Raw genomic sequence first — 23,075 nt, 5'->3', positions numbered from 1 at the left:
AACAATGAAAATCAAAACAAAACTCACATTGGGAGTAGGTCTTTTGTTCGTACTGATCGTTTTACTTTCGGTGATTGGCTCTGTGTATATCAACAAATTAAAATCCGACACAGAAAAAATCCTTACCGCCAATTACAACAGTCTGGAATTTTCTCAAAATATGTTGCTCGCTTTAGATAAAATAAATACCGACAGTGCGATTGCTGTTAAAGATTTCAGGAAAAATAATATTTTACAGGAAAAAAACTTAACTGAATTTGGTGAAAAAGAAGCCACTCAAAATCTTAATTTACATTTCGAAAGCTATTTAAAACAGCCCAATCCGCAAAAAGAAAAACTGATTCGTGAAGATTTGGTTAAAATCATGTCGATAAACATGAAAAGCATCGAACGAAAAAGCGATATCGCCATTATCACTGCAGAAAATGCCACTTTTTGGATCGTTAGTTTGGGAACGGTTTGTTTTTTAATTTCTTTTATTTTGCTGTTTAATCTTCCTCAAACCATTGCAGAACCCATCAATCAACTTACGTTCAGTATCCGACAGATTGCGAATAAAAATTATAACGAAAGAGTTCATTTTAAAGGAAGCGAAGAGTTTAATGATCTTGCCAATTCCTTCAATATTATGGCGGAAAAACTGCAGGAATATGAGAGCAGCAATCTCTCGAAACAGTTGATGGATAAAAAGCGTATCGAAACATTGGTGAACAATATGCACGATGCCGTGATCGGTCTGGATGAGAATAATTTCATCTATATGATTAATGATGAGGCCTTGAAAATTACCAATCTCAATAAAGAAGAAATCATCGGAAAAACGGTACATGAAGTCGCTATCAACAACGATCTGATAAGAGAATTACTGAAAAACATCGATAATCCTTCCAAAGAATCTTTAAAGATTGCAGCCGATAATAAAGAAAATTATTTTGATCAGGAAATCGTTCCTATCAATATTGTAAAAACGGGCGAAAAGGAAAAAAAATACATCGGAAAAGTTATTTTATTAAGAAATATTACGCCTTTCAAAGAACTTGACTTTGCTAAAACTAATTTTATTGCAACGATTTCTCATGAATTAAAAACTCCTATTTCTGCCATAAAAATGGGCGTTCAATTGCTTGGAAATCAAAAATTCGGAGCATTGAATGATCAACAACAAGAATTATTAAAAAGCATCAATGAAGACGGACAGCGTTTGCTGGATATTACGAGCGAACTGCTCAATCTTTCGCAGGTTGAAAGCGGAAATATTCGTTTAACTATAGAAAATTGTTCCCCCGAAAAAATTGTGCAAACTGCGATAAAAAATGTAGAAATTCTTGCCGAACAAAAAAACATCAGCATCACAACAGAGCTCAATATTTCTGAAAATGATATGATTATCGCAGATTTTGATAAAACAGTCTGGGTCATGAATAACTTCTTGGGTAATGCGATTAAGCATTCTTTTCAGGACGAAAAAATTCAAGTGATAGTTGATAAACTCGGTGATTTTATACAGTTCAGCGTCACAGATTCCGGAAATGGGATTGATGAAAAATATCATCGTCAGGTTTTTGACCGCTATTTCCAAGTTCCTGGAGAACATCAAAACGGGACAGGTTTAGGCTTAGCAATTTCTAAAAATTTCATCGAAAAACAGCATGGCGAAATCGGCGTGAGAAGTTCTTTGAATCAGGGAAGTACTTTTTATTTTAGGTTGCCTTGGGCGTAGTTATTTAATATATTTGGTTTTAAAACGTGCATGAAAACAATACCTGAAGATTTTATCGAATTTCTTTATTGGATAAAAAATGAAACCGAAACTTTATGGAGCCAAGATCCCGAAATTTTTCATTTTGAAAAATGGCTTCACGGTGCTAAATGGATTGGAATGACCGATAGTCAGATAGCTAAAGCTGAAGAAAAATATTCCATAAAGTTTACTCCTGAACATAAAGAATTTTTAAGAATTTTACATACCGTCGACAGAAAAGAAAAAATAGAAGACACTACTGACGACGGGCAAATTGTGATACATGAATATCCTTATTTCTATAATTGGCTAAAGGATCATGAAGATATTATTTATAGATTAAAATATCCTTTTGAATGTATATTATATGACATAAAAAAACGTTCAATGTGGCTAAAATCCTGGGGTGAAAAGCCTAAAGATAAAAATGAACAAATAGAGAAATTCACAGAAATTTATCACCAATCTCCACCATTACTTCCTCTTTATAATCACCGTTTTTTAGTAAGTGATACTTCTTTAAAATTTAATCCTGTATTATCAATTTGGGGAACAGATACTATCATTTATGGATGGACGTTAAGAACTTATTTAATAAACGAATTAAAGTACTATTTGGATATTTGGAAAAATGTTTACAATGAAGAAGATCAGCAATATTATTCTCATCTTAATAATGAAGCTAAAAAAATCTCCGATGATGATTTTAAATATGATAAAGATAAAGTGATCCCAATTTGGCAGGAAATCATTTTAGATTATAATAATTTTTGGTCAAGTTTCGGATTAAAAAATCCACCGAATCCGAAACTTGAATCCCTTAAAAGAAGTATAGAAAATGAAAATAAAATTTAAGAATGTCTAATATTATATTTCCTTGTTTCATTACGGGATTAATCGTATTTGTTATCGCTATCAACATTTATTTTTTTATTGAAAAAAGAAAAATTCTGGCAAGTTGTAAACTGGCAAGTTCAATAGAATTAAAAAATATTAGCGGTACGATTTTTACAGATGAGGGAACTAAAAAAAAGTTTGAATGGTGCTCGTTTAATCTTTTAATTAATGAAAATTCAATTTTTCTTTTTTCAACAAGTTTCAGCTATATTCCATTCAAAACTATCAATCTTCTGTTTTCAAATAAAAACAGAAAAAATACACGAAAACCAACGCTTCTCAGAGAATATAAAATTAATAACAATAGTATTGAACTAATTTATTATCCAGACGATTTAATTAGCAGACCAAAAAAGATTACTCTGGAAAAATCTTACTCAAGATCAGATTTCGTTATTAGAAAATTTATTAGATGGCAAAAGCAGAAGATTTTATTAATATGAAAAGAGAACTTATTCCCGTTGTAGAAATTACAAATTAGAATAAAGAATGTCCAACCTTATCTATCAATCCCAAAAACCAGATTCCTCCATTTCAGATTACGTTGAAAGTTTCTGGATGCTGGATAATCCTTCGGAAAATAAGGAAGTCATTCTTTTACCTGATGGAAGGATTGATCTTATCTTTTCTCAATCTGCAAAAGAGCCGTTTGATGTCGTGTTACTGGGAATCGGCACTCACCCTGAACAAATCGTTATTGCAGAAAAGACCAAGATTTTTTCGGTAAGTTTTAACTTGTTGGCAACAGAATACATTCTCCATCAAAGTGTTTCCGAATTATTAAATAGTGCTAAAGTTTTACCCATTGATTTCTGGAATTTCAATGTTGATGATTTAAATGATTTTGAGAAATTCTGCGAAAAAATTTCACTTAAAATTAAAAAAGAACTTACACTAAAAATTGATGAAAGAAAACTAAAACTATTTGATTTAATCTATTCAGCAAAAGGAAGTTTAACGGTAAAAGAACTTTCCGAAAAAGTAATTTGGAGTGAAAGACAGATCAATCGTTATTTCAATCAGCAATTCGGAATTTCATTAAAATCTTACTGCGGAATTCTCCGTTTCAGAGCTTCTTTTCAGCATATTAAAGAAGGAAAATTATTTCCTGAACAGAATTTTACCGATCAATCCCATTTCATCAAAGAAATCAAAAAACTTTCGGGATTTCTTCCCAAAGAACTCAATCAAAACAAAAACGACCGATTTATACAATTTTCCGTGCTGCCTGAAAAGTAATTTTGTACCATAAAATTTAAAATTATGGTGATACAAAATAAAAAAATAGCCATCGTTGGCGGCGGTCCCGGCGGATTGACGTTGGCAAGACTTTTACAATTAAAAAACGCAGAGGTAAAAGTGTACGAACGAGACGAAAATAAAGACGTTCGCGTACAAGGTGCAACCCTCGATCTTCATGAAGAATCAGGGTTGGAAGCGCTTCGAAGAGCAGGATTGATGGATGAATTTAAAGCCAATTTTCGTCCGAATGCAGGAAAATTAAAAGTTTTAGATAAAAATTTAAACATCTACCTCGATGAACATTCTTCCGGAGATTCTCATTCTGAAGACCGCCCTGAAATCGACAGAACGCCGCTTCGAAAAATATTATTGGAGTCTTTACAACCTGAAACTGTGGTTTGGGACAGTCAGTTTGTTTCTATGGAAAAGCAAAATGAAGGCTGGTTATTGCATTTCAAAAACGGAAATTCTTATTATGCAGATCTTGTGATTGCTGCAGACGGAGCCAATTCAAAAATCCGATCTTATCTTACTGATATTAAACCCATTTATTCTGGAATAACAATGGTGGAAGGTAATATCTACCATGCGCAATCCAATACTCCAAAACTTTGGGAATTGGTGAACGTTGGGAAAATTTTCACTTTGGATGAAGAAAAATCTTTGCTTTTCAGTACAAAAGAAGACGGAACACTGACTTTCTACACCGGCTGTAAAACGGATGAAAACTGGGTGCAAAATTCAGGAATTGATTTTAAAAATAAAAATCAGGTTTTCGATTGGTTTAAAAAAGAGTTTGGTTCATGGGATAAAAATTGGCAGGAACTGTTTGAAAGTGATGAAATTTCGATTATTCCAAGACCGCAATACCATTATCCTCTTGATCAAAATTGGGAAACTTTATCGAATCTGACGTTACTCGGTGATGCTGCTCACAGAATGCCGCCTTATGCCGGTGAAGGCGTCAATATGGCAATGCAGGATGCTTTTGAGCTTGCTGAATCTCTCACGAGAAGTGAATGTAAAGATGTAAAATCCGCCATTTTAAATTACGAACAAAAAATGCTGAAAAGAGCGTCTGAAATTACAAAAATCACCTTAGAAAATACCGAAATGTTACATTCTGAAAATGCAATTGAAGTTCTACTGAGGATGTTTCAAGGAGAATAATGTTTTGTATTTTTGGGTTACGTAGGTTTCGGGCGGGAGCTTTGCTCCCGCCCGAAACTTTTTAACGAAATCAATTTAATAATTAAAATTCATTCGTTTTATGTAAATTCGATTTTCAATCACGAAATATGACCCTCCAAGACATTTATCAAAAAACGATAAAATTTGCCGCTCAGAAACACACTGATAAAAACCAGACCATTCCTGGAAGCAATCTTCCTTATGTCGTTCATCTCAGCAATGTTGCGATGGAAATTCTGATAGCTATCGAAAAGTCGGAGAATTTTGATGGTAAATTTGCTGTTCAGGTAGCTTTACTTCATGATACGCTGGAAGATACGGATATAACTTTCAAGGAACTTGAAAATGAATTTGGAAAACCCGTTGCCGATGCAGTTTTGGCTTTAACCAAAAATTCTGATCTTGAAAAAGATCAAAAAATGATGGACAGCCTACAAAGAATCAAACAACAGCCGAAAGAAGTTTGGGCAGTAAAACTCGCGGATCGAATTACTAATCTGCAACGTCCTCCTCACTTCTGGACAGCAGAAAAAATCAAAAAATATAAAGAAGAAGCAATCATTATTCTTGAGGAACTTCGTGGCGGAAATGAATATCTGGAAGATCGTTTGAAAAAGAAAATTCAGGAATATAATAATTGATAAGCGGCAACTTATTACAAATCGTTTTTGCAGATTTCGTTTTTTTTTGTTAAATTATTTCATGAAACCGGTTTAAACCAGAAAAATTTAATCCCAAAAGATACTGTGTTCATTTCCAAATATTTTCAGATATTTGTATAAACTATTTAAGGAGAATATTTATTCATCCTGTGTAGGCAGGCGCAACCCTGTCTATTTTTTTATTTTCTATATAATTAGGATCAAATTCCATATTGCTTTTCCAAAGTTTATAAATTAAAATGAGCAACTTTCTTGCGACTGCTATTACTGCTATTTTTTTCACAGGTTTTCTGTCTTTTAGATTGTTATAAAACTCTTTCATTAACGGATTGAATCTGGTTGCACATAAAGCGGGCATATATAAAGAATGGCGGATAAAACTGTTTCCCTTTTTAGATATTCTTGTCTTCCCTTCCTTATTCCCAGACTGATTGTGCTGAATATCTAAACCTGCATAACTTGCCAGTTGTCTTCCATTTGTTATTAACGCAAAGGCATTGGTTTCTGCAATAATACATATTGTTGTAATAAAACTTACTCCCGGAATACTGCATATTTTTTTAACTTTATCAGAAAACTCTGTATCAGACATTACTAAAAGCCTAAGTTCCGACTCGATCTCCGATACCTGTACTTCTAATAAGGAAACCTGTGTTTTTAACCTTTTTTGAGTGGAGACAGGGCAGTCATGACTGTGATGTTTTGCATGAAGCTGATTCTTAGCCTGATTGATTTTAGCTTTTACTTCACGGTATTCACGGCTTAAAAATTTTAAATCACGCATAATTTTAGTAGGCATATTCCAGGTTCTTAATTTCCTTTCCAATCCTAACCTGCATAAAACCTCTGAATCCTTTTGATCTGTCTTGGTTTTCACATTAAGACTGCGGGAATAATGCTTCACCATATTGGGTAATAGCACAGATAATTTACAATGATGCTCATTTAAAAAATAAGCCAAATGCTCATAATAAACGCCCGTGGCTTCCATTACATAAAATACTTCTCTTGAGGCATTCTGTTCATCCGACCACTGCAATAATTCTTTATATCCACAATAGTCATTTTTAAATCTTTTACTCTTCCCAAATTTTTGATTTTGAAAGCTGTCTGAAGTTCCAAAACAACAGTCTAGATAATCTTTTGAAATATCAATACCGATACATTGCTTTTCCATGATGTTTAATTTTAAGTGAAAAAACTGCAGTTTCTTGTAATCTTTTCTCGCATTTATACGGAATGTAAAAACTTCCTAAGTACTGTTCAGATTTTAAAGAAACTTAGAGACAGAGAATCTTTCTTTTTCCGGTATATTAATAAAAATTACCTCTCACAAAATATTTCTGCTGCCTCTTAGTTTTATTATTTAAAGTAACTTATATTTATAAATACAAACATACGAGATACAAAAGTTATTTAAAATTCGTCTATGATGAAAAATTTATAAAAGAATAAAAATCAAAGATTTTTAAGAACTAATGCGTTCATATTTTGTATCTTTTATCGTTAAAATAAAAAAACCAAACAAGTTTACTGATAATCACTTACAGGAAAATATTTTACATTCACTTAACACAATATATTGAAAACACATGAAAAAAACTATTTCTGATTTTTTAAATCTGCACACCGGTGAAGAAGATCCTAAATTGGTTGTAGAAAACGTAACGCAAAACGTTTCTTTCAGAGGAGCAAACCTCTGGATTCTGGCTTGTGCCATTCTCATCGCTTCCGTGGGTTTGAATGTAAATTCTACTGCTGTAATTATTGGAGCCATGCTTATTTCTCCTTTAATGGGGCCGATTGTAGGCGCAGGTTTTGCTTTAGCAACGTATAATTTCAGCTTATTAAAAAAATCCATTAAGAACCTTCTTATAGCAACAGCTGTTAGTTTAACGGTCTCTGTTTTATACTTTTATTTAAGTCCGTTTAAGGAAGTACAATCAGAATTACTGGCAAGAAACCGCACCCAATATTTATGACGTTCTTATCGCGTTTTTTGGAGGAATTGTTGGGGCGATTTCTATTACAAGGGTTGCAAAAGGAAATCCTATTCCCGGAGTTGCCATTGCAACAGCTTTAATGCCACCTCTTTGTACAGCCGGTTTCGGAATTGCCACAGGAAATTTTTCTTTCTTTCTGGGCGCTTTTTATTTGTACACCATCAATTGTTTTTTCATTTGTATTTCCACTTTTCTTATCATTAAATTCCTAAAATACAGACCTGTACAATGGGCAGATAAAACGCTGGAAAAAAGAATCCGTTACGGAATTTCGATTCTGATTGTCGTAATGATTGTACCGAGCTGTTATCTTGCCTATAATTTGCTTAATGAAAAAAGATATACTCAAAATGTAGAAAATTACATTAATACCGAATTTATAAACAACGGATATACAGTTATTTATAAAAAAATAAATTATAATTCTAATCCCAAATCTATTGAGCTTGCCTTTTTATCCAAAAATTTAGACAGTCTTGAAATCAAGAAGCTGAATAATGATTTGAAAGATTTCGGAATCAGTAATACCAATTTGGTGATTAAACAAAATACTTCTGATCTGAAATCTGAAATCCTGAACGAGATCAATCTACAGAAAAGCAGTGTAAGTGAAAAGGACCTCCAAATCAATCTTTTAAAAGGAGAATTAAACATTTATAAAACGGAAAATCCGGAGTTGGTAAAAGAAATTAAAATACTATTTCCGGAAATAAAAGAAATCTCATTAGGAAAACTGCAAACCTTCTATAAACCTGATTCTACAGGAGTTGAAACAGCCATTATCTATCAGTCTGAAAATCCGCTTGACGAAGAAAAACTAAAGCTATGGCTCGCCAATAAACTCAAAACCGATAAAATTATTTTAATGAATACCCAAAAATAGAGGTATTTTTATTCGTTTAAAAAAGGTTTATTATACATTCAAAAAGATAAAAAAATGTCAGCAACTTTTTTCGAAACACAGGAAAAATTCCGCGAGTGGCTGGAGAAAAACCATCAAAAAGAAACTGAATTATTGGTCGGATTCTGGAAAGTCGGGACAAAAAAACCTTCAATGTCATGGTCGCAATCTGTAGATCAGGCATTGTGTTTTGGCTGGATTGACGGGGTCAGGAAATCCATTGACGAAGAAAGCTACAGCATTCGTTTTACTCCAAGAAAACCGACAAGTATTTGGAGCGCCATTAACATTAAAAAGATTGAGGAATTAACCAAAGCCGGATTGATGACTTTGGAAGGTAAAAAAGCTTTTGAATTAAGAAAAGAAGAAAAATCTGCCATTTATTCTCACGAAAAAAAACCTTCAGTTCTCGATCCTGAATTTGAAAAACAGTTTAAAGCCAACAAAAAAGCTTGGGAATTCTTCAGTAATCAAGCTCCATCCTACAAAAAAGTCATGCTTCACTGGATTATGACTGCGAAACAGGAGAAGACGAGGTTGTCGAGATTGGAAAAGACGATTGGGGAAAGTGAATCTGGTAAAAGAGTTCTGTAATATGCTTGAATTTTTTCTTATCATCTCAATCATTTTTCTTACGTCAAATTTGTATTTTTTTCTATTTTTTAGAGAAGAAAATAAAAAACAAAAATTAAAATTATTTTTTGCGGTTATTCTCGGAATCACCATATTATGGAGCATATTTCTAATTGTAAAAAATCCAGTAGCATTCGTTGATGACGCTTCAAAATCTCTTTTGTTTATCCTTTTCATCAACATTCTAATTCCGGGTTATTTTTTAATGCTTTTGGGTATAAACTCATTCTTGGAAAACATTCTCATTATTCGAGGTTATTTTTCTTACAATGTTATATTTTCAGTGTTGATATTTTTTCTACTATAATCTATTATTTAATCTGTATGTTTTTTATAATGACTTTAACCTTAGATTATTTTTAATAATTTTAAGTTCTCATAAATAAATATAATATATGAATGATGATCTAAAAAATCAAATGAACTTACATTCCGCAGGAGCAACAGTAAGACATGCTTCTGTTTTTAATCATTTGGAAACGTACCGAAATGATTTTCAGTTAAGTCAAGAATTTATTGATAAATGGGCACTTCCTTTATACATGAAAATCAGACATATAGGTGATAATTCATGGATTGATTATCTTAAACAAATTAAAGATGAAATAACAGAAGAAGTTACATTAGCACTTTTGGGCGATTTCAACTGGAGAACAAGAACTGTAGGAGCTTATCTTTCAGCATTAAAAAACTATGAAAATCAAATAGATATCATTGGTATTCATTTACTTAAAAGTGAGGTATGTTATGCTGGAGATCTTTATGCTTTGATATTTGCATTTTACAATAAGCCAAAAACAATTGAATATTTGAATCAATATTTAGAATATTATTTACAAAAACCTGAACTTTATTTTGATCAGGAAAGTGTTTTAGAAGCTATTGCCTATCTCGATACCGTAAATAACACTAATAATCTTTCAAAACATCTTAATCAATGGAATAAAATGTTGGAAAGTCGGGGCGAAATTTCTAAAATAAGAAATATCCAAATTGCTCAAATAATTGAAGAACAAGAAGGTAAAGATAATGCTCAAAAATATTTAAGTAGTTTAAATCAAGTCATTATTAATCCTGAATTAAATATCAAAAATATTTCTGAACAAATTCAACTCCTACATGAGCTGAAAAATTATTTTGCCTAATATTTTCATAATCGAGCGATTCAGGAATAAAAATTTATCAATATTATCCTAAATTTGGGACTGGAAAAAAAAGATAACAGCAATCAATCAATTATGAATACAGAAACATTAGATTTTTGGGTAGGAAATTTCAACAGTGAAGAGGTTTTTTATGGATTTGTGGAGGAAGATGAAGATTTTTATCTGGAAGAAGAATCTGACGAAACCTATATTTCAAAATTTGCAGAATCTCAGGACACGATCTGGCTGGATCATGATTTTGTAGAATATGGCTTTGAAGATGGTAACAGAACCATTTACGAAAAATTTTCAGAATATTCTTTTGCCGAACAATGGCTTCCGATTTTAGTGAACAGATTGAATGAAATTGATTTAAAATTCGATATCAATTCTATTATTTTCCTAAACAAAGGTCAAGTTTCCCAACCCTGTTTCTGTGGAGGACGACTTATTTTCTTTGGTTTATATTGGCGGGATTGAATTTAGTGTTTAAAATTTCTATTCCCTGTTAAAATAATTAATGAATATTCATACCGCATTACAAATTGGCGATTATCATCTGAATCATTGCGAAGATTTTCTGGTTACCAAGAAAATTGACAGCGATAAAATATTGTGTGCCGTAATGGATGGTTGTTCAACCGCGATGGAAAGCCAGTTTGCATCAACATTAATTGGCAAGATTTTACGAAAAATTTGTATTGAAAAAGGTTATAAAGAATTATACGAAACAAAACGGATTAACAATATTGAAGAAGATTTAAAATCAATTGTAAAGGATCTTTTCAAGGAAATAATTTCGATCAAAAATCAGTTGATGCTTGATGAAAAGGAATTATTAACGACATTAATCATCCTTCTTTACAACGAAAAAGAAAATGAAGGAATTATTTTAAGTATCGGAGATGGTTTGGTCTGTATTAATGGTGAAATCACGGAATTCGAAAGAGATAACAAACCGGATTATCTTGCTTATCATTTGAAAGAAAATTTCGAAAACTGGTACGGAAATCAGACTCAGAAAATATTTTTCAATAATCTTGAAGATATTTCTATTGCTACAGACGGGATTTCTACATTTATGCCTATTAAAAAAACAGTTCATGATGAAATAATAGATCCTATTAGTTATCTTTTGACCAATCAATCAAACTCTGATTCCGAAGAAATGCTTTTGATAAAACTGAAGAAACTGCAACATCATTACGGCATAAAACCAACGGATGATTTGGCGATGATCAGAATCATAAAAATTTAATCAAAATATTAATTTCAAAATAAAAATTATTAATATTTAGAACATCTTTCTAAAATTAGCAACAAAATAAAAAGTCCGATATAATGTCGGACTCATTTATAATATTAATTTTAAATTCGCATATATTTTTTGAAGTATCAATCTAAATTGAAAACCTCATTTTTACCATAAATCAGGATAGTGAATATAATTCGCTCCTGTATTTGTTGTTTGAATTACTGCTGCTGGATTGAATTTATATTGATTAAAAATAGCCATTGACGGAATCCATCTTAAAGTATTTCCTTCCCTAAAAAATATTTCACCTGTAGTAGGATTTTGCAATAAACCATTATCCGCATAGATTGGTCCCCCCACAGATGTTTGAGTAACATCAACCATAGTCTCAATTGATGGAAATTCATATCTGAATGTATGATCAGCAAACAATCCATCCCATGTCACTTGCGAATCGATATGTCTCCAAACCCCTTGAAATTTAACATAATACATTGTTAAGTTAATAGAACTACCAGGTGGATTGTAATATGTTTTTACAAAATCGCCATTATTTGAAGGATAAAATGGGGCTTTCTGCACTAAACTATTATCCGAAGCAATTTTACTTACTTCAACCTTTGGCTTTTCAATTAATTCATCATCTTGTGAACAAGATATAGTGATGATTAAAGGAATAATTAAAAGAATTTTTTTCATTTATTTATAATTATGATTACAAATATAAAACAAAAAAATAAATCTCAAAATTGTGATTAATATTAAATTTACGTAATATCTAAATATTTATTTCTAAAAAGTCTTCTTTAAATAACCTAGGTCTAAAAATATTTATGCCGATCATTTCAATTAGCACATTATAAAGTTACTATATGTTTATAGCAAATTCCAATAGACCAAAAGACACTTGAAAGGATTACTTGAAAACAATTATCCTTTTTTTGTAAAAACCTATAATACGGGAGCGGGAAGCCATCAAGCTCTTTATTATGAAGTAATGAAAGGAATTTTCAAGCAGGAAATCATTAATACGATGAAAGAAGAAATGCCATCAGAAACCAAAACGTTGCATCTGAAAAAAGAGCGTTTTTTATTTGAAAACGTATCTCCTGAAGAGGTTATTCAAAATGCGTATAAAAAAATTGATGGTAAATTGGATTATTAATTACGGAAAACCGTAAGCTTATTTTAGTTATTCAGTGTAAATTTGAAACAACAAAATAACTAATAACTATGAATACAATTAAAAAACTAATCTATTTATTAATCATCTGTATTATTATAGTCTCTTGCTCTTCAAATGGTTATACAGTATTATTAACCGAAGACGCAAAAATTTATGCTTCAAGTGATTCATCTAACTTAGTTACAACAATTCCTAAAAACACTCAAGTATTTGTTTCTTCTGAATCTAATAAAAAGAATTACAAAAAAATAAAGTGGGGAAACTATTCGGGTTGGGCGTATAATCCTGTTTATAAAACCGATAGTAATTATACTCCTGTTCGCACCTATTCAGGAACATCTTCTTACAGATCAAGTAGATCATCTTCTTCTGGTGGTACAGTTCACGTTAAAGGGTATACTCGAAAAAATGGAACTTATGTAAGCTCGCATACAAGAAGTAAATCTTCGAGAAGGAGATAATCAAAAAATGCTTCGAGAAACCTCAGCATGACAACTCTAATACTAACTGCTTTTTACGGTTATTTTGTAGCGATGTCATGCTGAGCGAAGTCGAAGCATCTATATTATTTTAAAATCAATGTGCTTCCAGCCAGTTATCTCCTACTCCAACTTCCACTAATAGCGGAACCTGCGTTTCAATCGCGCTTTCCATTTCCATTTTAATAATATTGGTGGCTAATTCTACCTCATCGATCGGAGATTCGAATACCAATTCGTCATGAACCTGAAGCAGCATTCTTGTTTGCAGCTTTTCTTTTTCAAGTTGTTTTTGAATTTTAATCATCGCCATTTTTACAACATCTGCTGCACTTCCCTGAACAGGCGCATTCACAGCATTTCTTTCGGCGTGACCTCTCACCACAAAGTTTCCGGAATTAATATCTTTTAAATGACGCTTTCTTCCCAAAATAGTTTCTACATAGCCTATTTCACGTGCTTTTCTTACCTGTTCCGCCATATATTCCTTTAATTTCGGATAGGTATCAAAATACGCTTCGATCATTTGTTTGGCTTCCGATCTTGACAATCCGGTTTGTTCTGCCAAAGCAAAAGCACCTTGTCCGTAAATGATCCCGAAATTCACTGTTTTTGCCTGACTTCTCTGCGTTTTTGAAACCTCTTCTAAAGGAATTTTAAATAATTTTGCAGCCGTCGAAGCGTGAATATCTTCACCATCCTGGAACGCTTTAATCATATTATCTTCCCCCGAAATTTCGGCAATTAAACGAAGTTCGATCTGTGAATAATCGGCAGAAATAATCTTCTTTCCTTCCGCAGAAACAAACGCTCCACGAATTTGCTGACCTCTCAATGTTCGGATCGGAATATTCTGCAAATTCGGATTTACACTCGCCAAACGACCTGTTGCAGCCGTTGTTTGGGAGAAATTGGTATGAACACGGTTATCTGTTTTTTCAATCTGTGACGGCAATGCATCAACGTAGGTCGATTTCAGCTTCTGGTAAGTTCTGTATTCCAGAATATGCTTGATGATTTCGTGTTTTGAAGATAATTTTTGTAGCACATCTTCTGAAGTCGCGTACTGACCTGTTTTTGTCTTTTTTGCTTTCGGATCGAGCTGCATTTTTTCAAATAAAATCTCGCCCAATTGTTTAGGTGAATTCATGTTGAATTCTTCCCCTGAAATCTCAAAAATCGTGGATTCAAGTGCTCTTAAATCATTTTCAAGATCGATACTTTCCTGAGCCAGCCATTTTTCGTCCAAAGAAATTCCGGAAAGTTCCATTTTTGCCAACACTTCCATTAAAGGCATTTCGATATTGAAAAACAGATCTTCTAAATTTTCCTTTTTTAATTGAGGCGCAAACAACTCATACAACTGGAAAGTTACATCCGCATCTTCTGCTGCATAATCGGTTTGGGTTCTTAGGTCTGCATCTCTGAAAGTTCCTTGATTTTTCCCTTTTTTACCGATAATCGTTTCGATGGAAACCGGTTTATAATTTAAATAAACCTCTGAAAGATAATCCATTCCGTGTCTTCCGTCGGGATTTAAAAGGTAATGTGCGATCATCGTGTCGAACATTGCTCCTTTTACAACAATACCGTATTGTTTAAGGATTTTATAATCGAATTTTAAATTGTGAGCTACTTTCAGCAAATCTTCTTTTTCGAAAAACGGTCTGAAAATTTCCAACGTCTGCAATACTTCACCTTTATCTTCCGACAAAGGAATATAGTAAGCCAACCCTTTTTTATAGGAGAAACTCATTCCAACCAATTCGGCTTCCAATTCGTTTAAAGAAGTGGTTTCTGTATCAAAACAAACTACTTTTTGCTTTAATAAATTTTGAACTAATATTTTCTGAGCTCTCGGATTATTTACAAATTGATACAAATGATCATTTTGTTCGATGCTTGATTTTGTGGAAGTCGCCTGATCCAGTTTCTTCATAAGTTGCAAAAAGATCCAACTGACCAACTGCCTGTACAACTTTTTGCTGGGAAGTCTCAGTTACCGTGACTTCAACTTCTGCAACAACTTTAGTTCCCGCAGCCGGAGCAAATGCCCTGTAAAGATTTTCGTATAATCTTGTGAATTCTATTTCATCAAAAACCTTTTTTGCCTGCTCAAAATCCGGTGTTTCAAGGTCATATTGTTCCTGATGGAATTCGATGGGAGCATCGCAAATAATCGTTGCTAATTTTTTAGATAAAATTCCGCGTTCTGCAGAGGCTTCAATCTTTTCTTTTATTTTTCCTTTTAACTGATGAGTATTTGCTAAAAGATTTTCAATATTTCCGAATTCTTTAAGGAATTTCATGGCTGTTTTTTCTCCAACTCCATCTAATCCCGGAATATTATCCACCGCATCTCCCATCATTGCGAGAAAATCGATCACTTGTTTTGGATCTTCAATTTCATATTTAGCTTTGACTTCTTCTACGCCAAGAATTTCAATATCTCCACCCTTTAAACCCGGTTTATACATTTTAATTTTATCCGTAACAAGCTGTGCAAAGTCTTTATCGGGAGTTACCATAAAAGTGGTATATCCTTCTTTTTCAGCTTTACAGGCAATAGTTCCGATCACGTCATCTGCTTCATATCCTTCCACACCAAGATACGGAATATGCATCGCCTCCAAAATCCTGTGAATATATGGAACTGCAATTTTTATGGCTTCCGGGGTTTCGCTTCTATTTGCTTTGTACTCTGCAAAGTCGTTCGTTCTTACACTTGCCTGTCCGACATCAAAAACCACCGCCAAATGAGTTGGTCTTTCTCTTCTGATCAATTCGATTAAAGAATTCGTAAAACCAAAAATAGCGGAAGTGTCTAATCCTTTGCTGGTAATCCTCGGACTTCTGATTAATGCGTAATATCCCCTGAAAATCATCGCATAAGCATCGATGAGAAATAGCCTTTTATCTTGAGTTGCGTCTATATTTTCCATAAGGAACAAATATAAGAAAAAGTGTTTTCTTTTATTTTAAAACATGGCAATTTAAAACAAGTTTATAAGTTGTTCACAATCTTTGTCATTCTGGAAGAATCTATGGTCCTGAGTTACTATTTTTCTTTTGTCTTAAAACAAAAGAAACAAAAATTCAAGACTGGAAAATTCTGCTAATTTAATATTTTGAAGAAGCGATTGACTCTTCACTTCTCGCAATGAAAAAAGAAAAAGACCTCGTTTTGAGGTCTTGGATGGTATAGAATATTTTTAATCTAATTCGGCTTTTGAGAATAGATCCTGAATCAACATTTCATCTTCACAGGCTTTTTTAAAGTCAGAAACGAACTCTTTTAAACTCTCCGGATTCGTGGAGTATGCGCAAAACATGTCGGCTTCCGGATCGAACTTGACGTCGTTTGACAAATGGGGCTTTTTTTCGTTCACAAAAACTTTTGCCAGAGATGTCCAGTCGTACCCGTTGCCTTCAAAACCTTCGTCTTTTCGCCACTCGAAAATATCTGGTTTGTAAGTTCCCGCATTTAAACATACTGAATACGTTTTTTCCGAGGCCACCCAAAAAAAGGGCTTTATCGCTGTTTCAAAATTGTAGGCTTCCATACTGTTTTTTATTAATTTTAATTGATTATTAAAGGTAATAAATTTCTGTTTTCCTAGATTTTTTATAACATTTATTAACTTTTTTCTAAGTAAAATTATGTCCGGAATTTTTTAATCAAGTTTTTATTTCACTTCAATAATAGGAGCTTTATCGTTATGAAAATCTGTTTTAAATACTTTTTTTCCAACATATTCTTTCTGATAAAAGTAATCGTCATGAAGTTTTGAACCTCCTTCTACACCCATTCCGATTTCGTCGTCTTTTTTCAGTTTATTTTTTATCGCATTGAAAATTTTGGTTGTGTTTTTTTCAGGTGTTTTTGAAAGAACTCTCAAATTGATACGCTCAATACTGTCTTTTTTCACACGCCCTCCTTCTCCCACAATAACAATTGGAGCAATATCATCTTTATAAATCTTACTTTTTGTAACTTCTGTATCTTCAGAGAGAATAAAAAATTTTAAGAATTTCCCTCTATTATCATCAATTTTATCAACGAAATCATCGTCATTTACCTTTTCAATAAAAATTTCCTCTTCACTTTTTTTGTATTCAATATAAAAAACAGCATTGTTTTTTTCTATAATTTCTTGTATGTACGGATAAAAATCCTTTAATGACATTACTAAATTTAATTGTGACATATCATTAATTATTAAAACTCGAATTTCCCTATATAATTCATATTTAAATTGTTTCCTATCTTATCTCCTTCTATTTTAATATTTCCCTTTACAACAAGATCAAGCATTGAATTAGCTGTAGTGATTTTCATTGTATCAACTTTCAGAATCATCTTTTCGGCAACATTATAATCTTCAACCTGAAGAATCAATATTTCATCAAGTTTTCCGCTTTTGGCTGTATGATAATAATTAAGCTTCATGACTTTGTCTTTATCAATTCCCGCCTGTTTGAGAATATTTTTTTTATCCAATTTATTTTCGCCTACCCATAAATGATGAACGGTGGAATCATCAGATAAATTTTCATCAGAAGCTTGTTGTAACTGACCAATATATTTCACAGTTGTAGAACCGGAAGCTTTTTTTTCACTTAAATTATTATCTTCATAAGCAATCGCTGAATTAAAATCACTGATTTTATGTTTTTTACATAAGGCTTCCAATTCTTTTTCATCCACAAGAATATCGTGAGCAACAGTTTTGATGTCAACAGATTTTTTGTAATACTTCATGATCATAAAATCTTCATCATAAGTATCTAAATCAACCTCCTTACAGAAATCGCAACGTAATTCCGGACTGGGTTTCTGCATCCTCTTCTTCATTTCCCGTGGGAGGTTCATTGTCATAAACAGCCCATGCTTCCAAATATTTTTTCTGATTCAGATATTTTTCAAATTCCTTTTCTGATCCGAAATTTCCCAGCCATATATGCAATTTACTCATAGTATATTAATTTTATTTATAAACTTTTTTCACTTTCACATGTTTTGTGTGATGTCGTTTTGATATTCTCTTGGCTCCTATTTTTGTTTTGGCTACTGATAAATCACCAATCAGATTATCATGGAAAATTTTACTTGCAGCACTTTTATGGTGTGCTCCTGTAAGCAGTTCGCCAGTTTTAGGATCAGGTACATCTTTAAATACCAATCCTTTTGTAGGAACACTTGCATTTTTTATGTCTTCTGCCGTAAAACCTAAAGCTTTTAATTTTGGAGCCAAACAAACCGGGAACATCTCATGCATACCTCCTCCATTTCTCAACGCTCTTGATACAGCCGATTTATTTTTAACAATATCTGCAACTGAAGCATTATTAAACCATTCATTAAAACCTCCTCTTGGCCACGGAGCCAATCCAAAAGGGTCTATAAGAAGATTGACATCGTCTACATAACTGTAAAATGCCAGACCTCCCATTAAACCTATCGGATCCTGACTTATATAAACTCCGGAATACCGGTCATAATATCTGAATCTGTTATAACTTAAGTCTATTTCAGGATCAAAATACTGCCCTTGATACTGGAAAGGTATAAAATTAAAATCTCCTTTTTCCTTTTTTACATTTCCGTAAATATCCAGTTCTCTTTCCCAGACAATATTTCCGGTTTCATCAAAAGCCTGAATCGGGGTTCCCAGATAATCACTTATTACAGAATATTTCCTATCGTTAATCAGTTTAGCAATGGGAGTAAGTACATCCTGATCACTGTTATCATAAATCCAGGTAACAACATTTTCGACAGGTTCTTTTTTAATAATTACATTTCCTTCATCATCGACAAGAGTTTTTGGCTCTCCAGCCAGATCATAGCTCCATTCATGTAAAAGAAGATTATCATCCCAAATATAACGAGTTATTTCCCTATTTCCAATTTTTGAAATTCTTCTTCCGAGTGCATCATATTCAAAAGCCACCTCTTTTCCATCCGGTCGTTTTACTTTCTGCAACATTCCGTTTGCGTTCCATGAATATGCCCAATCTCCGGACTCCCATTCAGGATTTTGAATCTCTGTTGAAGAATTTTCGTTAACGTTTGGCAGAATATTTCCTTCCTGTAATTTCGGTTCATTTAACCAATCTTCGGCGATGGATTTATAGTAAGGATGAGCACTGTTTTCTTCTTCTTTTTGATCTGATTTTATATTATTAATCGGTCTTTTACTTTTTAACAATAAATTTCCTTCTTCATCGTAATGATAAAACCAATTTTTATCGCGCATCAACTTTCCGCCTTTGTCATAAATACGGTCGGTTCTTTTTGTGCTTTCGTATAGACAGCCTGTTTCATCAGGATTTTTATACTGAATTTCGCCATTTGAATATTCTGCAGCAACAAGACTTCCGAAAGCATCATAATCGAATCTGGTTCTTCCACCTGTCACACGATCTAAAACCTGTAGCAATCGGCTTCCGGCTGCCCAATGATACTCTTTATGAAAAGCGGTATTGGTTTTATTCACCGTTACTTTTTGGCTGATCGGCATTCCGATATGATCGAACTCGAAAGTACTTTCGACACCGCCCGTCATTTTACGGGAAAAAACTTCTCCGTTTCTGCTGATGTCAAGATTCATTTGCCAAGGCTGATGAATATCTTTTGTCGTTGCTTTTACATTGTTAAGCTGACCAAGATCGTTGTAAGAATAGTCTATTTCTGCACCTAAACTACTTTTTAAGCCTATCAGATTTCCCTGATCGTCGTATTCATAATTAATGGAATGTTCGCCCTGCTTTTCGCTGGTTACCAATCCCAATTTATTTCTTTGGAAACTTACACTGCTGTTTTCATTATCAGCTTTCATCAACATTCCTGAAGTATCGTATTGATAAGCTTCCCAGGTTCCGTCGGGATAATGAGTCTGCGTCAATCTTGCGCCTAAATCATATTCATAAAAGATATTTTTTCCTTGCGGATTTCGGGTTTGAGTGACCAATCCGTCTTTGTCTCTTACAAAGAATTTTTGCTGTCCGTCGAAACCTGTTTCAGCGACAATATCGTCGTTATTATTTCTTTCAAAACGATAAACTTCACCTTTTTCATTGGTAATACTCATTAGATTTTCATACGCATTGTAGCCGAAAACTAAGGTTTCTTCTTTTTTATACGTTGAAGCATTCCGACGAACCTGGCGTTTCAAACTTCCCATCGGTGTGTAGCTCATGAGCCATTCCGCTTTTCCGTCGGTCGCATACACCGGAAGATCGTAAGCGTCGTAACGAATTTTTAGTGGCAATTGTCCTTGTTCATTAACCTCAACCACTCTTCCCATGTTGTCTCTGTTCCAAACCGTTTTGTTTAAAGGTTTCGGACTGAAAATCAACAGTCTCCCGTAATCGTCATATTTCCAGTATTGTTCATTGCCGATATTGTTAGTTAGTCCAACGATTTGATTCCTGTTATTGTATTCGTAACGAGTTTCAATTTCCTGTCTTGTGCTTTTCTCAGGAAGTTTTTCATCATTAAAATATTCATAATAAACACTTTCTTCAGTCGGATCGGTGTAACTTAATAGTCTTCCTTCTTCATCATAATTCCAGATTTCTGAAGTTCCTGAAGGTGAAAATCGGGCAATAATCTGTCCCAATTCATTGTATTGATAATGATATTCTTCTCCATCCGGAGTATGGAAAATTTTAATATTTCCAAATTCATCGTAAGTATATCCCTGAACTCTTCCTTCCGGAGTTCCGGTCATTTTCAATTCGTTGTGGGAAGTGTAATCGTACCATGTTTCTCCGCCTTCGCCATCGACTTGTTTGTATACTAAAAGATCTTCGTCGTAATAATATCTTTCGGTTTTATTATTTTGTTTTGGGTAAATAACTTCTGTGTAGCCTTCTTCATCATTATAATTTAAAAATCCTTCCATGAAACCTTCCAGACCTCTTGTATGAACTACCCTGTCTTTTTTATCATATTCCCAGTGATAGCTCATCTCGTTTCTGTTGGTTCTTCGGATCACCCGATTAAGATCGTCATATTCAAAAACAATAGCTTTTTTATGAATATCCCAAACATGCGTAAGATTTCCTTGTTCATCATAATCATAACGAACCTGCAGATCTTTTTTATTTTTATAACAATAATAAACCTCACTAATTTTTTTAAGTTCAGGATGAAGAAGCGTTTCTATGCTGAAACCGCTTTTAACATCTTTAATGCTTTTCAACACAATATTTCTGTCCTGATAATCGTATTCCCGGATCGTACCGTCACCATATTCAATGTGAATAACTTTAAAAATACTTCCTTCGGTAATATGATGAAAACGTTTATAAGTATAAATATCCGTTTCTTTTCTGATGATCCAGATAGTATCATTCGGACGGTATTGCCAGATTTTCTGACTTCTGTAATACGTTAATTCTTCCCCAACCGGCGGAACAGGAATCGGCATCGGCTGCAATTCTTCGGGATGAATCCACGCTGCAACCTCATCTTCTTCATCAGGAACGATATATAAATCGTGAGAATTGAAAATTCCGTTTCCTAATATTCCATTTTTGTAAGGTCGGTCGCTGTACCAAATATTTGTCCATGTTAAAGGAGTTCCGGCTTCGATTTCAAAATCATCCCACTCGAATAGCATTGCTCCGGAAGCGAAATTTACAGGTTCTAAACCAACTTTACACAAAACTCTTGAAACAGGATTTGTCTTTCCGAATTTCCCCTGCAAAAAGTGATTAAATTTGGTAACTCCTTTTCCTAAACTTTTCGTCAACCCTCTCATCAAAGCCATTCCCGCAAAACGCATCAGCATTTCTCCCGGCGTATAAACGTGAGGAACAAAAGCACCGCCCACCAAAACAGGACCTCCCGTATTGATTTGGATATATAAACTTGAAAAATTATTATAAAAAGCAAAATAAGCCAGCGGATTTTTCTTCGGTTTGTCGGGCATTGCAGGAAGCATCGTCATGCCAAAAGGTAATCCCATGCAAGTAAGAACCTGTTGAGGCAGGTTTCCGCTCATTTTACTTCCCTGTCCCAAAACGGTTTGAGCACCATAATATACTTCCCCTTCATGCGGAGCTTCCTGCGGAAAAGGAATGGTGTAAACCGGAATCAAAGAAGTAACATGTTTAAAAGGAATCACAACACCCATTACAGACGTCGTGGTCGTGGCTTTGTGTCTTCCGTGAACGTATATCGAACCTCCCATCGGAATTCCTTCCGGAAGGTCTGGTTTTAAATTTCTGATAAATTGCGGAATCGGAATGGTGAATTTGATATAATCCATCACGTCGAAAACGATCCCGATAAACGGATGCGGCAACGGCAACGGAATCAACATAAATGACGGCGGTGGCGGAATCAAAGTCCAGTGGATATCGATCGCCAATACAATATCAAAATGTTTACTCGTGTGCTGAAATGCCGTGGGAACAATTGCAGGTGTATTCACCTTGATTAATTTAATTTTACTTTTTGGTGAAGCATTTTCTGCCGTTACAGAAGTTCCTCCACCTCCATCACCGCTTGATTTTGGCTGCTCATTTTCTCCTCCCACTATAGATTTTACCATAGAAACAGGATTCAGGGAGTCAAAATTATTTTTCATTCCGTTTTTCCAGCCTTGAGTAGTTTTTTCCATGCTGAACGAAGTAACGTCCGCAGAAACACTCAGAGACCTATCCGGATTCATATCTGGCTTTGCAACCTTTATCTTTTTTATATTTTTATTTTGATCTGCCATGAT

The 23,075-nt window shown here is 33.7% G+C and carries 19 protein-coding genes and 2 pseudogenes; 13 read left to right on the top strand and 8 right to left on the bottom strand.

Going from position 1 to position 23,075, the window contains the following annotated elements:
* The first annotated feature begins 4 nt into the window (after positions 1-4).
* The 6 genes from J3D55_RS07450 to J3D55_RS07425 all read left to right on the top strand — a co-directional run bounded on the left by J3D55_RS07450 (position 5) and on the right by J3D55_RS07425 (position 5,712).
* Entirely contained in the window at positions 5-1,720 is a 1,716-nt protein-coding gene (locus tag J3D55_RS07450) for a HAMP domain-containing sensor histidine kinase (RefSeq protein WP_259129968.1), read from the top strand.
* A gap of 30 nt (positions 1,721-1,750) precedes the next feature.
* Positions 1,751-2,596, top strand: a complete 846-nt coding sequence (locus tag J3D55_RS07445; protein ID WP_259129948.1) for a hypothetical protein — start codon at positions 1,751-1,753, stop codon at positions 2,594-2,596.
* A gap of 2 nt (positions 2,597-2,598) precedes the next feature.
* Positions 2,599-3,081, top strand: a complete 483-nt coding sequence (locus J3D55_RS07440; RefSeq protein WP_259129946.1) for a hypothetical protein — start codon at positions 2,599-2,601, stop codon at positions 3,079-3,081.
* A gap of 46 nt (positions 3,082-3,127) precedes the next feature.
* Positions 3,128-3,877, top strand: a complete 750-nt coding sequence (locus J3D55_RS07435) for a helix-turn-helix domain-containing protein (protein WP_259129945.1) — start codon at positions 3,128-3,130, stop codon at positions 3,875-3,877.
* Positions 3,878-3,901: 24 nt separating this feature from the next.
* On the top strand, positions 3,902-5,050 hold the full coding sequence (locus J3D55_RS07430; protein ID WP_259129934.1) for an FAD-dependent oxidoreductase: 1,149 nt from the start codon (positions 3,902-3,904) through the stop codon (positions 5,048-5,050).
* A 128-nt stretch (positions 5,051-5,178) separates the two neighbouring features.
* Positions 5,179-5,712, top strand: coding sequence for an HD domain-containing protein (locus J3D55_RS07425; RefSeq protein WP_259129932.1), 534 nt, complete (start codon positions 5,179-5,181; stop codon positions 5,710-5,712).
* A gap of 163 nt (positions 5,713-5,875) precedes the next feature.
* On the opposite strand, the gene J3D55_RS07420 is transcribed toward J3D55_RS07425, so the two are convergent.
* Complete coding sequence (locus tag J3D55_RS07420) at positions 5,876-6,910, bottom strand: IS110 family RNA-guided transposase (protein ID WP_259127999.1); 1,035 nt, start codon at positions 6,908-6,910, stop codon at positions 5,876-5,878.
* A 415-nt stretch (positions 6,911-7,325) separates the two neighbouring features.
* Between J3D55_RS07420 and J3D55_RS07415 the strand changes: the two are divergent.
* From J3D55_RS07415 to J3D55_RS07395, 5 genes and pseudogenes are all read left to right on the top strand, one after another.
* Positions 7,326-8,619: pseudogene (locus tag J3D55_RS07415) on the top strand (DUF389 domain-containing protein).
* Between the two features lie 54 nt (positions 8,620-8,673).
* Positions 8,674-9,231, top strand: coding sequence for a YdeI/OmpD-associated family protein (locus J3D55_RS07410; protein WP_259129929.1), 558 nt, complete (start codon positions 8,674-8,676; stop codon positions 9,229-9,231).
* Positions 9,232-9,689: 458 nt separating this feature from the next.
* Positions 9,690-10,415: a DUF6000 family protein gene (locus J3D55_RS07405; RefSeq protein ID WP_259129927.1), complete on the top strand. Its 726-nt coding sequence runs from the start codon at positions 9,690-9,692 to the stop codon at positions 10,413-10,415.
* A gap of 93 nt (positions 10,416-10,508) precedes the next feature.
* Positions 10,509-10,895 (top strand): immunity 22 family protein, encoded by a 387-nt coding sequence (locus tag J3D55_RS07400; protein WP_259129924.1) that lies wholly within the window; start codon positions 10,509-10,511, stop codon positions 10,893-10,895.
* 40 nt (positions 10,896-10,935) lie between these two features.
* Positions 10,936-11,673 (top strand): protein phosphatase 2C domain-containing protein, encoded by a 738-nt coding sequence (locus J3D55_RS07395; protein WP_259129900.1) that lies wholly within the window; start codon positions 10,936-10,938, stop codon positions 11,671-11,673.
* 162 nt (positions 11,674-11,835) lie between these two features.
* On the opposite strand, the gene J3D55_RS07390 is transcribed toward J3D55_RS07395, so the two are convergent.
* Entirely contained in the window at positions 11,836-12,369 is a 534-nt protein-coding gene (locus tag J3D55_RS07390; protein WP_259129884.1) for a hypothetical protein, read from the bottom strand.
* A 208-nt stretch (positions 12,370-12,577) separates the two neighbouring features.
* Here J3D55_RS07390 and J3D55_RS07385 point away from each other — a divergent pair, with 208 nt between their 5' ends.
* Together J3D55_RS07385 and J3D55_RS07380 are read left to right on the top strand one after the other, a co-directional pair.
* A complete protein-coding gene (locus tag J3D55_RS07385) occupies positions 12,578-12,835 on the top strand; it encodes a hypothetical protein (protein ID WP_259129856.1) in 258 nt (85 codons plus the stop codon).
* Between the two features lie 68 nt (positions 12,836-12,903).
* Entirely contained in the window at positions 12,904-13,317 is a 414-nt protein-coding gene (locus J3D55_RS07380) for a hypothetical protein (RefSeq protein WP_259129853.1), read from the top strand.
* A 115-nt stretch (positions 13,318-13,432) separates the two neighbouring features.
* On the opposite strand, the pseudogene polA reads toward J3D55_RS07380, so the two are convergent.
* From polA to J3D55_RS07350, 6 genes and pseudogenes are all read right to left on the bottom strand, one after another.
* Positions 13,433-16,277: pseudogene (gene polA, locus J3D55_RS07375) on the bottom strand (DNA polymerase I).
* Positions 16,278-16,547: 270 nt separating this feature from the next.
* On the bottom strand, positions 16,548-16,898 hold the full coding sequence (locus J3D55_RS07370) for an immunity 51 family protein (RefSeq protein ID WP_259129850.1): 351 nt from the start codon (positions 16,896-16,898) through the stop codon (positions 16,548-16,550).
* Between the two features lie 123 nt (positions 16,899-17,021).
* A complete protein-coding gene (locus J3D55_RS07365) occupies positions 17,022-17,543 on the bottom strand; it encodes a hypothetical protein (protein WP_259129849.1) in 522 nt (173 codons plus the stop codon).
* 11 nt (positions 17,544-17,554) lie between these two features.
* Positions 17,555-18,178 (bottom strand): immunity 22 family protein, encoded by a 624-nt coding sequence (locus J3D55_RS07360; RefSeq protein ID WP_259129846.1) that lies wholly within the window; start codon positions 18,176-18,178, stop codon positions 17,555-17,557.
* The gene (locus J3D55_RS07355; RefSeq protein ID WP_259129843.1) at positions 18,138-18,311 is read right to left on the bottom strand and encodes an immunity 22 family protein; all 174 of its coding nucleotides are present in this window, start codon (positions 18,309-18,311) and stop codon (positions 18,138-18,140) included. Before J3D55_RS07355 ends, J3D55_RS07360 begins: the two co-directional genes overlap by 41 nt.
* Before the next feature lie 12 nt (positions 18,312-18,323).
* On the bottom strand, positions 18,324-23,072 hold the full coding sequence (locus J3D55_RS07350; RefSeq protein ID WP_259129840.1) for an RHS repeat-associated core domain-containing protein: 4,749 nt from the start codon (positions 23,070-23,072) through the stop codon (positions 18,324-18,326).
* Positions 23,073-23,075: the final 3 nt, after the last annotated feature.

This window comes from Chryseobacterium ginsenosidimutans, from assembly GCF_024807225.1.
Lineage (GTDB): Bacteria > Bacteroidota > Bacteroidia > Flavobacteriales > Weeksellaceae > Chryseobacterium > Chryseobacterium ginsenosidimutans.
The sequence above is the reverse complement of the archived record's forward strand: the minus strand, read 5'-3'. Positions and strand labels throughout refer to the sequence as shown.

Coding starts and splice junctions, on each gene's coding strand:
- J3D55_RS07450 (WP_259129968.1), top strand. CDS start 5: ATGAAAATCAAAACAAAACTCACATTGGGAGTAGGTCTTTTGTTCGTA.
- J3D55_RS07445 (WP_259129948.1), top strand. CDS start 1,751: ATGAAAACAATACCTGAAGATTTTATCGAATTTCTTTATTGGATAAAA.
- J3D55_RS07440 (WP_259129946.1), top strand. CDS start 2,599: ATGTCTAATATTATATTTCCTTGTTTCATTACGGGATTAATCGTATTT.
- J3D55_RS07435 (WP_259129945.1), top strand. CDS start 3,128: ATGTCCAACCTTATCTATCAATCCCAAAAACCAGATTCCTCCATTTCA.
- J3D55_RS07430 (WP_259129934.1), top strand. CDS start 3,902: ATGGTGATACAAAATAAAAAAATAGCCATCGTTGGCGGCGGTCCCGGC.
- J3D55_RS07425 (WP_259129932.1), top strand. CDS start 5,179: ATGACCCTCCAAGACATTTATCAAAAAACGATAAAATTTGCCGCTCAG.
- J3D55_RS07420 (WP_259127999.1), bottom strand. CDS start 6,910: ATGGAAAAGCAATGTATCGGTATTGATATTTCAAAAGATTATCTAGAC.
- J3D55_RS07410 (WP_259129929.1), top strand. CDS start 8,674: ATGTCAGCAACTTTTTTCGAAACACAGGAAAAATTCCGCGAGTGGCTG.
- J3D55_RS07405 (WP_259129927.1), top strand. CDS start 9,690: ATGAACTTACATTCCGCAGGAGCAACAGTAAGACATGCTTCTGTTTTT.
- J3D55_RS07400 (WP_259129924.1), top strand. CDS start 10,509: ATGAATACAGAAACATTAGATTTTTGGGTAGGAAATTTCAACAGTGAA.
- J3D55_RS07395 (WP_259129900.1), top strand. CDS start 10,936: ATGAATATTCATACCGCATTACAAATTGGCGATTATCATCTGAATCAT.
- J3D55_RS07390 (WP_259129884.1), bottom strand. CDS start 12,369: ATGAAAAAAATTCTTTTAATTATTCCTTTAATCATCACTATATCTTGT.
- J3D55_RS07380 (WP_259129853.1), top strand. CDS start 12,904: ATGAATACAATTAAAAAACTAATCTATTTATTAATCATCTGTATTATT.
- J3D55_RS07370 (WP_259129850.1), bottom strand. CDS start 16,898: ATGGAAGCCTACAATTTTGAAACAGCGATAAAGCCCTTTTTTTGGGTG.
- J3D55_RS07365 (WP_259129849.1), bottom strand. CDS start 17,543: ATGTCACAATTAAATTTAGTAATGTCATTAAAGGATTTTTATCCGTAC.
- J3D55_RS07360 (WP_259129846.1), bottom strand. CDS start 18,178: ATGCAGAAACCCAGTCCGGAATTACGTTGCGATTTCTGTAAGGAGGTT.
- J3D55_RS07355 (WP_259129843.1), bottom strand. CDS start 18,311: ATGAGTAAATTGCATATATGGCTGGGAAATTTCGGATCAGAAAAGGAA.
- J3D55_RS07350 (WP_259129840.1), bottom strand. CDS start 23,072: ATGGCAGATCAAAATAAAAATATAAAAAAGATAAAGGTTGCAAAGCCA.